This is a genomic window from Rhizobium sp. AAP43 (assembly GCF_001296045.1).
Classification (GTDB): domain Bacteria; phylum Pseudomonadota; class Alphaproteobacteria; order Rhizobiales; family Rhizobiaceae; genus Allorhizobium.
This window is the reverse complement of record NZ_LJHS01000002.1, coordinates 204,585-217,964: the sequence shown is the minus strand read 5'-3', so window position 1 is coordinate 217,964 and position 13,380 is coordinate 204,585. Positions and strand designations below refer to the sequence as shown.

Annotated in this window: 15 protein-coding genes; 4 read left to right on the top strand and 11 right to left on the bottom strand. The window is 60.5% G+C overall.

Annotated elements, in window-relative coordinates:
• Positions 1-19: 19 nt before the first annotated feature.
• From IP76_RS01135 to IP76_RS01115, 5 genes are all read right to left on the bottom strand, one after another.
• Complete coding sequence (locus IP76_RS01135) at positions 20-1,306, bottom strand: RsmB/NOP family class I SAM-dependent RNA methyltransferase (RefSeq protein WP_054156324.1); 1,287 nt, start codon at positions 1,304-1,306, stop codon at positions 20-22.
• 101 nt (positions 1,307-1,407) lie between these two features.
• Positions 1,408-1,770 carry a septal ring lytic transglycosylase RlpA family protein gene (locus IP76_RS01130; protein ID WP_054156323.1) on the bottom strand — a complete coding sequence of 121 codons (363 nt, stop codon included), beginning with the start codon at positions 1,768-1,770 and terminating at the stop codon, positions 1,408-1,410.
• A 361-nt stretch (positions 1,771-2,131) separates the two neighbouring features.
• Positions 2,132-3,016: an SDR family oxidoreductase gene (locus IP76_RS01125; RefSeq protein ID WP_054156322.1), complete on the bottom strand. Its 885-nt coding sequence runs from the start codon at positions 3,014-3,016 to the stop codon at positions 2,132-2,134.
• On the bottom strand, positions 3,007-4,173 hold the full coding sequence (gene queG / locus IP76_RS01120; RefSeq protein ID WP_054156321.1) for a tRNA epoxyqueuosine(34) reductase QueG: 1,167 nt from the start codon (positions 4,171-4,173) through the stop codon (positions 3,007-3,009). The genes IP76_RS01125 and queG overlap by 10 nt, the downstream gene beginning before the upstream one ends.
• A 10-nt stretch (positions 4,174-4,183) precedes the next feature.
• A complete protein-coding gene (locus IP76_RS01115; protein ID WP_054156320.1) occupies positions 4,184-4,876 on the bottom strand; it encodes a glutathione S-transferase family protein in 693 nt (230 codons plus the stop codon).
• Between the two features lie 145 nt (positions 4,877-5,021).
• On the opposite strand from IP76_RS01115, the gene IP76_RS01110 reads away from it, so the two are divergent.
• The gene (locus IP76_RS01110; protein WP_054156319.1) at positions 5,022-5,828 is read left to right on the top strand and encodes an undecaprenyl-diphosphate phosphatase; all 807 of its coding nucleotides are present in this window, start codon (positions 5,022-5,024) and stop codon (positions 5,826-5,828) included.
• A 74-nt stretch (positions 5,829-5,902) separates the two neighbouring features.
• On the opposite strand, the gene IP76_RS23225 is transcribed toward IP76_RS01110, so the two are convergent.
• From IP76_RS23225 to dnaN, 6 genes are all read right to left on the bottom strand, one after another.
• A complete protein-coding gene (locus tag IP76_RS23225; protein ID WP_197278290.1) occupies positions 5,903-6,061 on the bottom strand; it encodes a hypothetical protein in 159 nt (52 codons plus the stop codon).
• Between the two features lie 211 nt (positions 6,062-6,272).
• Entirely contained in the window at positions 6,273-7,253 is a 981-nt protein-coding gene (locus tag IP76_RS01105; protein ID WP_054156318.1) for a complex I NDUFA9 subunit family protein, read from the bottom strand.
• A 131-nt stretch (positions 7,254-7,384) separates the two neighbouring features.
• Complete coding sequence (locus IP76_RS01100) at positions 7,385-7,672, bottom strand: DUF1330 domain-containing protein (RefSeq protein ID WP_054156317.1); 288 nt, start codon at positions 7,670-7,672, stop codon at positions 7,385-7,387.
• 25 nt (positions 7,673-7,697) lie between these two features.
• On the bottom strand, positions 7,698-8,402 hold the full coding sequence (pyrF, locus tag IP76_RS01095) for an orotidine-5'-phosphate decarboxylase (protein WP_054156436.1): 705 nt from the start codon (positions 8,400-8,402) through the stop codon (positions 7,698-7,700).
• A 153-nt stretch (positions 8,403-8,555) separates the two neighbouring features.
• Positions 8,556-9,143 carry a phospholipid N-methyltransferase PmtA gene (pmtA, locus tag IP76_RS01090; RefSeq protein WP_054156316.1) on the bottom strand — a complete coding sequence of 196 codons (588 nt, stop codon included), beginning with the start codon at positions 9,141-9,143 and terminating at the stop codon, positions 8,556-8,558.
• A gap of 118 nt (positions 9,144-9,261) precedes the next feature.
• On the bottom strand, positions 9,262-10,380 hold the full coding sequence (gene dnaN / locus IP76_RS01085) for a DNA polymerase III subunit beta (RefSeq protein ID WP_054156315.1): 1,119 nt from the start codon (positions 10,378-10,380) through the stop codon (positions 9,262-9,264).
• Between the two features lie 218 nt (positions 10,381-10,598).
• On the opposite strand from dnaN, the gene rsmI reads away from it, so the two are divergent.
• The 3 genes from rsmI (at position 10,599) to IP76_RS01070 (ending at position 13,315) form a co-directional block, all read left to right on the top strand.
• On the top strand, positions 10,599-11,516 hold the full coding sequence (gene rsmI / locus IP76_RS01080; protein ID WP_054156435.1) for a 16S rRNA (cytidine(1402)-2'-O)-methyltransferase: 918 nt from the start codon (positions 10,599-10,601) through the stop codon (positions 11,514-11,516).
• Entirely contained in the window at positions 11,513-11,881 is a 369-nt protein-coding gene (locus IP76_RS01075; protein WP_054156314.1) for a YraN family protein, read from the top strand. Before rsmI ends, IP76_RS01075 begins: the two co-directional genes overlap by 4 nt.
• Before the next feature lie 135 nt (positions 11,882-12,016).
• On the top strand, positions 12,017-13,315 hold the full coding sequence (locus tag IP76_RS01070; protein WP_054156313.1) for an extracellular solute-binding protein: 1,299 nt from the start codon (positions 12,017-12,019) through the stop codon (positions 13,313-13,315).
• The last annotated feature ends 65 nt before the right edge of the window (positions 13,316-13,380 follow it).

Below are 13,380 nucleotides of genomic sequence, written 5' to 3'. Positions count from 1 at the left end.
GCGAATGGCTTGACCTTCGTCACATCCGCTTCATGCGACAGAAGAAGAAACCGTCGGTATCCATGCTGGCGGGGCTGAGCGTGACGGTCTTTCCATCGAGCGAGCGCGGTGCCGGGGCATCGGCGCCGAACAGCCGCTTCCAGTCTGAGAGAACGGACACGATTTCGAAACCCGGATTGGCCGCGCAGAAGGCCTGGACCTGGCGATCGTTCTCTTCCGGCAGGACCGAGCACGTCACATAGAAGAGAGAGCCGCCCGGCCGCACGAAGGCGGACGCCTCTGTCAGGGCCTCGTGCTGCTGGCCAACGCGTTCCTGCAGATTGCGGTCCGTCAGGCGCCACTTGGTGTCAGGGCGTCGCCGCCAGGTGCCGGTGCCGGTGCAGGGGGCATCAACGAGCACTCGGTCGAAGCGCTCCTTAAGATTGGTGAGCCCCTTGCTGCCGTCATGGACCTGAACATTATGCGTGCCCGCGCGCTTCAGTCGCTCGATGATCGGAGCCAGCCGCTTGCGATCGGAATCATAGGCATGCACCTGACCCTTATTATTCATGGCAGCCGCCATGGCGAGCGTCTTGCCGCCACCCCCGGCGCAGAAGTCGAGCACCTGTTCGCCTTCATGCGGATCGACGAGATCCGCAACAATCTGGGAGCCTTCGTCCTGGACCTCGAACCAGCCCTTCTGGAAGCTGATTTCGGCCGTGACGTTCGGAAGGCGCGACGGGCCTTCGCCGGCTGGCACGCGCATGCCGAAGCGGGCAATTGGGGAGGCCTGCGCGCCTGCGCGCTCCAAAGCCTTCAAGACCTTGTCACGCCGGGACTTCAGCGTGTTCACGCGCAGATCGAGCGTCGGCCGGGTGGCGAGTGCCTTGGCTTCATTCAGCCAGTCTTCCCCGAAAGCCTCTTCGAAGGACGGCTGAACCCAGTCGGGAATGTCACCCTGAACATGGAGCGGCGCATCGCCGAGATTGCGGGTGCTAAAGGCGGCGATCTGGCTCTCACCGAGCGGTGCCGGGGCAAAACTGTCGCCATCGAATTCGCTGGCCAAAGCCTCGAGGCTCATGCCCCACTGGCGCAGCAGCACCGACCAGCCGAGAGCAGCGGCACTGTCGTCATCCATCAGATAGGCATGCGACAGTTTCATGCGCAGGGCGTCGTAGACGATATTGCCGATCGCCGCACGGTCGCCGGAGCCGGCAAAGCGATGCGACAGGCCCCAGTCCTTGAGGGCATCGGCTACGGGACGGCGACGGGTCTCGATATCGTTCAAGACTTCGATCGCACCGGAGAGGCGTCCGCCCAGGCGCATGGTTCATTCTCCTCATTCAAAGAAGAATGCGTGGTAACGGCGAAAGGAGCCGAGAGCAAGTCTTGGTTCCGACCTGCGCCGTTACGCGCAAAGCTGAGATGTCAGCCGATGATCTCGTAGCAGACCTTTGCATGACCGGAACGGACCATGCCGATGTTCTGGGCCGCAGCCTTGGAAAGATCGAGGACGCGCCCGCGGATGAAGGGGCCGCGGTCATTGATCCGCACGACGACGCTTTTGCCGCTGCGTGCATTTGTGACTTTCACCTTGGTGCCGAAAGGCAGCGTCTTGTGGGCGGCCGTCATCAGGGAAGCGTTCATCCGTTCACCGGATGCAGTCTTGGAGGTGAGTGCATACCAGGATGCGCCACCGCAGGAAGATTTCATAGCAGCATTGGCCGGGGTGAAAGCACAGAGCGCAGCAATAGTTGCCGCAGCAAGCACGGTCAGTCGGTTCTTAGTCAAATTCTTGTCCTAGTCGTTGTTGCTAGTTTTCTTTTGCGTCAAGACGCCTAGAGCCGGTCAAAAATGGCAAAAACGTGCCACAATCCAATCACGTAACGTTACAATCTGTAACATTCGTGAGATGGAAAGGCGAAAATTAATGGTTAATGATATATGAAGGATTAGAGAAAATTCTTTTGATTCAGGAATCAAACGGAAACGAAAATTCCACCACAGTCGCTCAGATCCCGTTCACGTTTCGGGGTCAGAAAAATTCTTCCGATTGCCAAAAAAATGGGCGGAGAGGCCTTCACCTCTCCGCCGAGTGCTGTGGCTATTCTCCTGCGGCTGTTGCTGCAAGGTGATCAAGTATAAAATGATGTCACTGCGCTGTGATCTTGCGCGTCCGCATGTCCCACAGATCTTGCAGTGATGCGCGGTATTCGGGAAAGCGAAAGGCAAAGCCGAGCGCCTTGATCTTCGCATTCGAGACCCGCTTGTTCTCTCCGTAGAAGGAGCGCGCCATGGGTGTCAGTTCTGCCGTTTCGAACGGCTGTTCCGGCGGCGGTTCGACGCCCAGCAGGCGGGCGGCCTCGGTCACCACGTCCTGCGGCGGGCAGGGCTCGTCGTCGGTGACGTTGAAGATGCCGCCGAGGCGCGGCTCTGCGAGGAAGACCGTGGCTGTGGCGATGTCTTCCACACGGATGCGGTTGAACACCTGATCCTTCTTGACGAGCCGCCGCGCCGTGCCCTTGTCGAAGTTGACGAAGGTGTTGCGGCCGGGGCCATAAATGCCTGAAAGCCGGAGGATCGCGAGCGGCAAATCTTCCTGGGCACTTAAGGACTGCCAGGCCGCTTCGGCCTCGACGCGCTCGAGGGAGCGTTGCGAGACGGGGTTGATCGCTGTTTCCTCGTCCACCCAGGCGCCGTCATGGTCGCCATAGACGCCGACTGTGGAGAGATAGGAGACCCACTGGAGTTGCGGCATGACCTTGCGAAGGCCGGCTGGGCCAAGGAGGCGGATGAGTGGGTCGCCGCTTGCGCCGGGCGCAATCGACTGAACCAGATGTGTGACCGTCAAAAGGGTCTCCAGGAGCGCTTCGCTCAGCGTTTCCCCATCGAACAGCGCCGGGCGTATGCCCCGCTTTTCAAGCGCCTGGGCTTTCTCCGCGCTGCGTGTGGTGCCGGTCACCGTTATACCGCGGCTTGCCGCCAAGGCGCCGATTGCCTTACCGGAGTAGCCGGCGCCGAAGATCATCATATGCATCTGTCCGTTTCCCTCATCCATTCCTCCCGTACGCTCTCGTCTGTTTCATGTCCCAGAGCGGCTTGTCGCAAGGTCTCGAAGTGAGAGCCCTCCAGCAGCTGGGACAGCGCCCAGACGGCCATTCCGCGCACCTCCGCCGAGGGATCCCCGAGTAACGCCTCGCAGGCCTTTACCAGTTCGCTTGAGCCGGAATTGCCGGCGGCGATCAGCACGTTGCGGACAAAGCGGTCGCGGCCGATGCGCTTCACGGGCGAGCCACTGAAATGGGTGCGAAAGGCAGCGTCGTCCAGCGTCAGGAAAAAGGCGATATCAGGTGCCTTGAGATCTTCGCGCGCCACAAGTTTCATCTCGCGCGCAGCGGCTGCGAACTTGTTCCAGGGGCAGGCGGAAAGACAGTCGTCGCAGCCGTAGATCCGGTTGCCGAAGGCAGGCCGAAGCGCAACGTCGATCGCTCCCTTGTGCTCAATGGTGAGGTAGGAAATGCAGCGTCGGGCATCGATCTGATAGGGCGCAGGGAAGGCATCCGTCGGACAGGCGTCGAGGCAGGCTCGGCAGGAGCCGCAGTGATCGCGCTCGGCGGCGTCGATCTCCAGATCGGCCGTGGTGAACAGGCTCCCGAGAAACAGCCAGGACCCGAAATCGCGGCTGACCAGATTGGTGTGTTTGCCCTGCCAACCGAGACCGGCCGCCGCCGCCAGCGGCTTTTCCATCACGGGTGCGGTGTCGACGAAGACTTTCACGTCCGCGCCGGCCCGCGCAGCAAAGCGGGTGGCGATTTCCTTGAGTTTACCCTTCATCACGTCGTGATAGTCGCGATTGCGTGCATAGACGGAAATGGCAGCCTTGTCGGGCAGGGCCTGGAGATGCCGGGGATCCTCATCGGGACCATAATTCATCCCGAACATCACGACAGACCGCACATCCGACCACAGCACGCGCGGATCGGCCCGCCTCTCCTTCGTCTCTTCCATCCAGGACATTGTGCCGTGACGGCCAGCGTCCAGGAAGGCCTGAAGCCGATGCGGCGCGTCCGGTATCGCATCCGGCAAGGTCACTCGACAGAGGTCGAAGCCTTGCGCTGCCGCTTCCTGGCGCAGGAAGCGCGTCAGGACTTCCCGCCGCTTCCTGATCTTCGGATCGGTCTGCGGCTCGATCATCGGAAACCCGTCAGAAATCGAGATCGGCGTAGTGCGAGACGGGGGTAATGCCGCGCACCCGCTCCATCAGGAACGGCCGGAAGGAGGGGCGGGATTTCAGGCGCTGATACCACTCCTTGGCGATCGGGAACTCGTTCCAGTCGATCTCACCAAGATAGTCGAGCACCGAGACAGCTGCGACTGCCGACAGATCCGCATAGCTCAGGCGTTCGCCGGCCAGCCACTGCCTGGAGCCTGCAAGCCAGCTCAGATACTTCATATGATGGCGAATATTGGTGCGCGCCGTGCGCAGAACCTTGGAATCCGGCGCGCCGCCGCCGAGCCCATTCGGGATCAGCAGCTTGTGTACCCGTTCGCGCACCAAAGGCCGCGTCACGTCCTGTTCCATCTTTTCCAGAAACCATTCGGTCAGCCGGCGGATTTCCGCCCGCTGGAAGGGATCCTCGGCAAAAAGGCGGCGATCACGCTTCAGCACGCCATGGGTCTCGTCGATGAACTCGGAAATCACCACGGCGCCACAGAGCGCGCGCATGTTGTCGTCAACATAGACGGGCAGTGTGCCGGCCGGATTGAGCGCCAGGAATTCCCGGCGCTTCTCCCAGGTCTGCTCTTCCACCAGATCCACCTGGAAGCCGTATTCGCTGAGCACGAGACGGATGAAACGTGACGCGGTGGACATCGAATGATGATACAGGGTCGGCATGGGACTCGGATTCTCGGGTGTTGGTGTGCCGCAGCTCGATATCGAGGGCTGGTCATGGTTTCGGCTTCCAAGCTATAGGTGCTCACATGCTTCAACACAAGCATGTCACGCGGCCCTCCCAAGCCTTCCTCCAGAAGGAGACCTTATGGAAGATCAATCGATTGTCAGCGCGCTTATCCTCGGCGTGATCGAAGGACTGACGGAATTCATTCCGGTATCCTCGACCGCCCATGTCCTGCTTGCTGGCCATTTCCTCGGCTTCGAATCGCCGGGAAACACATTTGCCGTGCTCATCCAGCTCGGCGCGATCCTCGCGATCCTCAGTGTCTATTTCACCAAGCTCTGGCAGATTGCGATGTCGCTGCCGTCGAGTGAAAAGAGCCGCCGCTTCGTTGGTGTTGTTCTTCTCGGCTTTCTGCCGGCAGCTGTCATCGGTGCGCTCGCGCATGACTTCATCAAGACGGTTCTATTCGAGACGCCTCTGCTTATCTGTATTGTCCTGATCCTCGGCGGTTTTGTGCTGTTGTGGATCGACCGCAAGCCGCTTACTCCCCGCTATCATGATGTCACCGAATATCCCCTGTCGCTCGCGCTAAAGATCGGTTTCTTCCAGTGCCTCGCCATGGTGCCCGGCACATCGCGATCGGGGGCAACGATTGTCGGCGCGCTGCTCCTGGGGGCTGACAAGCGGTCTGCCGCGGAGTTTTCGTTCTTTCTGGCCATGCCGACCATGGTCGGTGCCTTCGCCCTCGATCTCTACAAGAACCGCGACGCGCTGAGCGTTGACGATGGATTGATTATCGGGATCGGTTTTGTTGCAGCCTTCGTCTCGGCGCTGTTCGTCGTGCGCTCGCTGCTCAATTTCGTCTCGAAACGCGGTTACGCACCCTTTGCCTATTGGCGGATTGCCGTTGGAACGGTGGGGCTGTTGGCGCTTATCGTGCTCGGCTGAGATGCCGCTGCAAGGCTTCACGGCAGACAAACAAAAAGGCCGCCCGAAGGCGGCCTTTTTGCATCGGAAGAAAATTACTGACCGCTCGGGATCGACGCCGTGCTGCACGGATCAATGCCGTATGCCGGGGTGCAGTTACCCTTGTTCGCGGCTACCGTGGTGGGAGCCACGAAGGAGCCTGCGATGATCACCAGCGCCGCACACGCAAAAAACAGTGCGATGGGTTTGCCCATGGAATGCCTCTCGAAACTATCGTGAATATGGACTGGCGACCGTCTCGCCCGATCGTCGTGCGGGCTGTGTGTACCCGTGGGCTCGGGGAACGGCAATAGCATATCCATGCTTTACCGAGGGTTAACGGCAGTCTTGGTTAAGCTGCGGCTTTTGTGCAACGGAAGTGTCCGATGTCACAAAAGCACGCAGTCAGACCCAAAATAGACGCTTTCAGGCAGCCTTGCCGGAGCCGCTATACTGGCCATGGGGGCGATACTGGACCAGATAGGTCGGGAGGATTGAGGCCATGGTCACCGGCTCAATGCCGAGGCCTTCAAGCGTCCGGCCCTCTGCCTTGGCCTCGGCCGAGACGACATTATCCTTCTTCAGGAGCTTGACCTGGTCGCTCGTCAGCGGAGGCGTGATCAGTGGGATCGCCGAGGCGATGCTGCCGATCATCGAAGCCACGCCGAAGGGCAGGGCGAGAAGCGGGCGCTTGCGACCGACCACGTCGAGCATCATCTCGAGACACTGCTTGAAGGTGGAGACGTCGCGGCCGCCGAGTTCGTAGATCTTGCCGCGGGCAATCGAGCCATCCACAGCGCGGGCCACCACTTCGGCGACATCGCCGACATAAACAGGCTGGAACTTCGTCTTGCCGCCGCCGACAAGCGGCAGGACGGGAGCAATTCGCGCCATGGCCGCGAACTTGTTGAAGAAGCCGTCTTCCGGGCCGAAAACGATCGACGGGCGGAGAATGGTTGCGTCCGGCAGGATGGCCTTGATGCCAGCTTCCGCGCGACCCTTGCTGGCGGCATAGGCAGAATCCGACTTCGCATCAGCGCCAATGGCGGAGATATGGGTCAGGCTCGCACCAACCTTGCGGGCGGCTTCCGCAACGGCGCGCGCGCCGAACTCCTGCACGGCGTCGAAGCCATTCCGTCCGCTTTCGAACAGAATGCCGACGCAGTTGACGACATGGTCAGCGCCGTTCACAGCCGCATCCACCGAGTCACGGTAGCGCAGATTGGCCTGGACAAAGGAAATCTGCCCGACATTGCCAAGCGGCTGCAGAAAGCCGGCCAGATCCGGGCGGCGAACGGCGATGCGGATACGATAGCCGCGACGGGCGAGCGCCCGGACCACATGCCGACCGACGAAGCCCGAACCTCCGAAGACGGTGACGAGCGGCGGAAGGTTGGACAAGGTCATGGACTGGCTCCCCTGAACTGCATGGGCGCACACGATATGCGCGATCTCGGCTTCTCTTAGCCGAATCGTTGGTCTGGGGAAAGGCCCGTCAAGGCCTTAGACGCGGGACAAAGAGCCTCAGGCGCAAGTGCTCAGATACCCTCGACGACGACCATCTCGGCATCGGCCACTTCCTGACGGATCTTGGCCGCGATTTGGTATTCGGGCGAGTTGTAGCAATCCACAGCTGCCTGGTGCGACGGAAACTCGATGACCACGTTGCGTGCGCGAACCGGGCCTTCCAGCTGCGTATGAGCGCCACCGCGAGCGAGAAAGACCGCACCGTATTTTTCAAAGGCGGGTTTGGCTGCAGCGACATAGTCCTTGTAGCGTTCGGGGTCGCGAACATCCACGCGTGCGATCCAGTATCCCTTGGGCATGCCGTTCTCCCGTTTGCTTGGTGAATTATGCCTGTTTGGCCAGCGCGTCGTCCATTTCCGTCAGGATGGCGAGTGCGGCGGCCCTCGGATCGTCCGCCTTGACGATTGGGCGCGCGACGACGAGGTGGCTTGATCCGGCTGCAATGGCGTCGGCAGGCGTCATCACCCGCTTCTGGTCGCCGTGGTCGGCGCCAGCGGGGCGAATACCCGGCGTCACGATCGCCATCTTCGGCCCGACGATCTTGCGAACGGCTGAAGCCTCTTCCGCCGAGCAGACAACACCGCCCATGCCGGCGATGCGCGCCTGTTCTGCGCGCTTCAGAACCAGCGTATGCGGATCATATTCGTAGCCGGCATCGATCAGATCCTGGCTGTCCATCGAGGTGAGGACTGTCACGCCGAGCAGGCACAGGCCTGATCCTTCGGCGGCCTTGACTGCTGCTGCCATTGTTTTGGGATAGGCGTGCAGCGTCAGCATGGTCATGCCCATGCGGGCAATATTCTCGACTGCAGACGCTACCGTGTTGTCGATGTCGAGCAGCTTCATGTCGAGAAAGACCTGCTTGCCGTCGCGCGCGAGGTCGCAGGCAAATTCCAGCCCGCCGGCAAAGGCGAGCTGATAGCCGATCTTGTAGAAGGAGATGCTGCTGCCGAGCGTGTTGACGACGGCTTCCGCTTCGGCGACGGTCGGGACATCCAGTCCGACGATGAGACGGTGACGTGCACTCAAGACGATGACTCCTGCCTGATCCCCATGGGCGTCCACTCGCATGACATGCGCCAATCTGCAAGGGTTCCCCGGGCGCCTTCTCCCGTCATCCCCTTTGAAATGCGCCAATATGGAGTTCTGAGGGGCAAACGCCGAAGCTGTGCCCCTGTCGGGTCAGCCGCGGCTGTAGATCCACAGTTGGGCGGGCGGGATGTTCCGGACGATGAAATCGAAATGCTGGATATGGTAGCGATCCGGATTGGCAACGATGGGCGAGACGGGGCCATAGGTGATCTGCACGACCGGCCGGCCAGCCGGCAGGCGGTCAAGCAGCTTTTCCAGGAGGCTTATACGCGCCTGCATCGGAAAACTGAGCAATGGTACGGCCGAGATCACGCTGTCGAATGTCTGGCCCGCAAGCGCGCCAAGGGTATTGTCGATGTCGAAGGCGTCGCCATGAATGAAGTGAACGCCTGGATAGTCCTGGGTCAGTCGCTGATAGAAATCTTTGGAATACTCGATCGAAACGATCTTTTCGGCCGGCACGCCGCGCGCCAGGATCTGCTTGGTAATCACGCCCGTCCCAGGGCCGAGTTCAAGAACCGGCAGACCTGATCGTGGCTCAACCACGCTCGCCATCTTGCGGGCCGTCACGGATGACGTCGGAGCGATGGCGCCGACGGTCTTTGGTCCCTGCATCATCCCCTTGAAGAAGCGAATTTCCTCATCGAATTTCTGCTCGAACCTTTGCTTCAACCGCATGCCGTCATTCCTCTCCTGATCGCCGCCGCATCATGCGGAAGTCTTACAACAATCTCAGACCTAATTATCGCGAAAACAAGGTCAAGCGGCGCGAGCAGGAAAGAAAATGGCGTATTTTTTATACGCGCATCGGCATCAGAACATAGAGCGCATCAGCGCCGGCCGTGTCACGAATAAGGGTTGGTGATCCCGCATCAGCGAGAAGGAAGATCGCATCTTCGCCCGAAAGCTGCGCGGTGATGTCGAGGAGATATTTGGCGTTGAAGCCGATCTCCATCGCGTCACTTTCGTAGCCGACCGCCACTTCTTCGGTCGCGCTGCCCGAGTCCGGGTTGTTCACGGTGAGCAGAAGCTGGCCGTCCGAAAGGGCCAGCTTTACCGCGCGACCGCGCTCGGACGAAATGGTCGAAACACGGTCGACGGCGCGGGCAAATGTCTGGCAATCGACGCGCATTTCCTTGTCATTGGCCTGCGGAATGACGCGCTGATAGTCTGGGAAGGTACCGTCGATGAGCTTCGACGTCAGCACGATTGAGCCGATTGAAAGGCGGATTTTCGAATCGGAGATTTCGGCGCTGATGATCAGTTCGGGATTGTCGATCAGCTTCTGCAATTCGCCGACCGTCTTGCGCGGAATAATGATCCCCGGCATGCCTTCGGAGCCCGAGGGGGCGTCCACATCTGCGCGGGCAAGGCGGTGTCCGTCTGTTGCGACGGCCCGGAGCTTCAATGCACCGCCGGCTTCGATGGTGTGCAGGAAGATGCCGTTCAGATAGTAGCGCGTCTCTTCGGTCGAAATCGCGAACTGGGTGCGTTCGATCAGCATCTTGAAGTCGGATGCCTTGATCTTGAAGCTATGCGTGAAGGTTCCAGCCGTCAGGTCCGGGAAGTCCGATTCCGGCAGGCATTGGAGCGAAAACTTCGAGCGGCCTGAGGCAACCGTCATCGAGGCCCCGTCGGGCGTGGTGGCGAGCAGCACTTCCGAACCGTCCGGCAGCTTGCGGACGATTTCGTAGAGCAGATGGGCCGGGACAGTCGTCGATCCAGCCTGCTCGACCATCGCCGGCGTGCTTTCGGTGATTTCCAGATCGAGGTCCGTCGCCTTCATGTCCAGCGCCGCGCCTTCGGCCTTCAGAAGGACGTTGGAGAGGATCGGGATGGTGTTCCGGCGCTCGACCACGCGATGGACATGGTTCAGAGACTTGAGGAGATTGGACCGTTCAAGAGTAATGCGCATGGACGCTACCGCTTTCGATATGTCGTCTTCCGGGTGTCCGGATCTAAGGAGGCTGCCAGCCCTGGGCCGGACAATGTGGACGGGCAAAATGGCAGCAAAAGAACCAGAAATGCAAGAGGCCACATGGTTTTCCACCTTGGTCCACCGAAGAGCTTGCCGGAATGGTTTATACAAGCGCCGCCCTTGCCGAAGAGACGGGGGTGGACGATAAAGACGCCATGATCGAACAGCAGAATTCCCAGGCAAGTCCAGTCCCCGCAAAGCGTTACCGCATCAATGATACATTGGTGGCGGCCCGGCCCATGGAGCCGGCGCTTTATCTCGTTGCGACGCCAATCGGCAATCTTGGCGACATCACGCTGAGGGCGCTCGAAACGCTGGCTGGTGCCGATGTGCTCGCCTGCGAGGACACGCGGGTGACGCGGGTGCTGCTTGACCGCTACGGTATAGAGAACCGCCCTTACGCCTATCACGAGCATAATGCCGATGAGGCAGGGGCCCGGCTGCTCGCCGCCCTCGAAGCCGGGAAGTCCGTGGCACTGGTCTCGGATGCTGGGACGCCACTCGTCTCCGATCCGGGTTACCGGCTCGGCCAGCTTGCGATCGAGGCCGGCCATCGGGTCGTGCCGATCCCCGGGGCCTCGGCACCGCTTGCCGCCCTTGTCGGATCAGGTCTGCCGAACGAGGCCTTTCTCTTTGCCGGCTTCCTGCCCACCAAGGACAAGGCGAAGCGGGACCGCCTGCGCGAACTCGCCAAAGTCCCGGCGACGCTGATCTTCTTTGAATCGCCACATCGGATTGGCGATACGCTGGTCGCCGCCTCTGACGAACTGGGTGCAGAACGCCGCGCATCGGTCTGCCGGGAATTGACAAAGACCTTCGAAGAATTCCGTCGCGGTCCGCTTGGTGATCTGGCCGCGGACTATGCGGACAAGACGGTCAAGGGCGAGGTGGTGCTGGTGATCGGCCCGCCGTCGCCCGAAGCCGCTCCGGATGCCGCTGATGTCGACAGCCTGCTCGCTGAGCTGGCTCTGACCATGCCCACGGCGAAGGCGGCTACCGAGGCAGCGAGGTTGACCGGCCTGCCGCGCAAGGAGCTTTATCAGAGGCTTCTGGCGCTCAAGGGTGCTGCATGAAGCGAGACGGCGCGGATCTCAGACGTATCCGTGCCGAACGACTGGGCCGCTGGTCCGAGTATCGGGCGGCTGCTTCACTGCTGCTCAAGGGATACCGTATCCTTGCCTTCCGCTACCGGACGAAGGCCGGCGAGGTGGATATCATTGCGCGCCGTGGCGATCTCGTCGCCTTCATCGAAGTGAAAGCCCGAAAGAGCGTACTCGCAGGCGTCGATGCCGTCAGCTCTGGTTCGAAACGGCGGATCGCCAACGCCGCCGATCACTGGCTACGCAGGCAATCGGATGCCGCGAAACTGTCACTTCGCCATGATATCGTCGTCGTGCGGCCGTGGCGCTGGCCCGTTCATCTGGAAGATGCATTTTAGCTTCGTTTTACTTTCGATCCTGAAGTTGTGAAACCCTCGTTTTGTGACGGCACTGTCACAAAACAGTAAACGCGCTGTCATGGAGCGCGCCTAATGGAGCCCTCACCGCAACAACCGGTGGAGAGGATCTGTCCCATGATCAAGAAGATTTCCCTGGCCGCTCTGGCCCTGACCATGACCGCATCAACGACGCTTGCCGCGACCAACATCACCTGGTGGCACGGCATGGGCGGCCGCAACGGCGAAGTCATCAACGAGATCGCCCAGAAGTTCAACGCTGCCCAGGCCGAGTGCGTTCTGACCCCTGTTTCCAAGGGTACCTATGAAGAGGCTCTGTCGGCCGGCATCGCCGCATTCCGTTCGGGCGAGCAGCCCAACATCCTGCAGGTCTTTGATGCCGGTGCTGCCACCATCATCAATGCAAAGGGCGCGACCATCGCTGCCGAAGACCTCCTCAAGGATAACGGCTTCGAATTCAATCGCGAAGCCTTCATCGAGGGCGTGCGCTATTTCTACGCGGACTCTGATGGCAAGTTCGTCGGCATGCCGTTCAACTCCTCGGCGCCGATCATGTACATCAATGACGAAGCCCTGAAAAAGGCTGGCGTTGAAGCTCCGAAGACCTGGGAAGAGTTTGAGGCCATCGCGCCGAAGCTGAAGGAAGCAGGTTACCTACCGCTCGCACAGGCGCAGCTCACCTGGCAGTTCACCGAGAACTTCTTCGCGCGCAACAACATCCAGTTCGCCTCCAACAACAACGGTTATGACAGCATTGCCGACACCACGATCAACGTGACCGACGAGCGTCACGTCATGATGTACGACAAGCTGAAGTCTTGGTACGATCAGGGCCTGTTTGGCTACTACGGTGCTGCCTGGAACGACAACCAGAAGGTCTTCGAAGAAGGCAAGGCCGCCCTCTGGATCGGTTCGTCGGGTTCCTTCGGTGGCCTGCAGAAGACGGCGAAAATGCCCTTCTCGGCAACCTTCCTGCCTTACTGGGACTCGATCGAAGGCGCTGGCGTCCACTCCTTCATCGGTGGCGCTGCCCTCTTCGCAATGGCTGGCAAGTCGGCTGAAGAAAACAAGTGCTCGGCCTCCTTCTTCAACTTCCTGACCTCGACCGACGTCCAGAAGTTCTACCACCAGGCCACTGGCTACGTTGCCATCACCAACGCTGCTTACGAACTGTCGAAGTCGGAAGGCTACTACAACGAGAAGCCTGCTGCCGAAGTTGGCATCCAGCAGCTGCAGCTGCCGTCTGCCGAGTGGAACAAGGGCTATCGCCTTGGCTTCTACCCGCAGATCCGCGTGATCATGGAGCGCGAGTATAACCGCCTCTTCGCTGGCGAAACCACGGCCAAGGAAGCCATGGAAACGATCAAGAAGGAAGCCGACGAGCTTCTCGCTCGCTTCGCCAAGACGGCTGGCTGATCGACCACACCCTGACCTGACTGAGAAACCCGGGGGCGAAAAGCCCCCGGGACTTGCATTGAGAG

Bases quoted from the DNA above. Each gene is read 5' to 3' on its own strand.
- IP76_RS01135 (WP_054156324.1), bottom strand. From the start codon at position 1,306: ATGCGCCTGGGCGGACGCCTCTCCGGTGCGATCGAAGTCTTGAACGAT.
- IP76_RS01125 (WP_054156322.1), bottom strand. From the start codon at position 3,016: ATGCATATGATGATCTTCGGCGCCGGCTACTCCGGTAAGGCAATCGGC.
- queG (WP_054156321.1), bottom strand. From the start codon at position 4,173: ATGATCGAGCCGCAGACCGATCCGAAGATCAGGAAGCGGCGGGAAGTC.
- IP76_RS01115 (WP_054156320.1), bottom strand. From the start codon at position 4,876: ATGCCGACCCTGTATCATCATTCGATGTCCACCGCGTCACGTTTCATC.
- IP76_RS01110 (WP_054156319.1), top strand. From the start codon at position 5,022: ATGGAAGATCAATCGATTGTCAGCGCGCTTATCCTCGGCGTGATCGAA.
- IP76_RS23225 (WP_197278290.1), bottom strand. From the start codon at position 6,061: ATGGGCAAACCCATCGCACTGTTTTTTGCGTGTGCGGCGCTGGTGATC.
- IP76_RS01105 (WP_054156318.1), bottom strand. From the start codon at position 7,253: ATGACCTTGTCCAACCTTCCGCCGCTCGTCACCGTCTTCGGAGGTTCG.
- IP76_RS01100 (WP_054156317.1), bottom strand. From the start codon at position 7,672: ATGCCCAAGGGATACTGGATCGCACGCGTGGATGTTCGCGACCCCGAA.
- pmtA (WP_054156316.1), bottom strand. From the start codon at position 9,143: ATGCGGTTGAAGCAAAGGTTCGAGCAGAAATTCGATGAGGAAATTCGC.
- dnaN (WP_054156315.1), bottom strand. From the start codon at position 10,380: ATGCGCATTACTCTTGAACGGTCCAATCTCCTCAAGTCTCTGAACCAT.
- rsmI (WP_054156435.1), top strand. From the start codon at position 10,599: ATGATCGAACAGCAGAATTCCCAGGCAAGTCCAGTCCCCGCAAAGCGT.
- IP76_RS01075 (WP_054156314.1), top strand. From the start codon at position 11,513: ATGAAGCGAGACGGCGCGGATCTCAGACGTATCCGTGCCGAACGACTG.
- IP76_RS01070 (WP_054156313.1), top strand. From the start codon at position 12,017: ATGATCAAGAAGATTTCCCTGGCCGCTCTGGCCCTGACCATGACCGCA.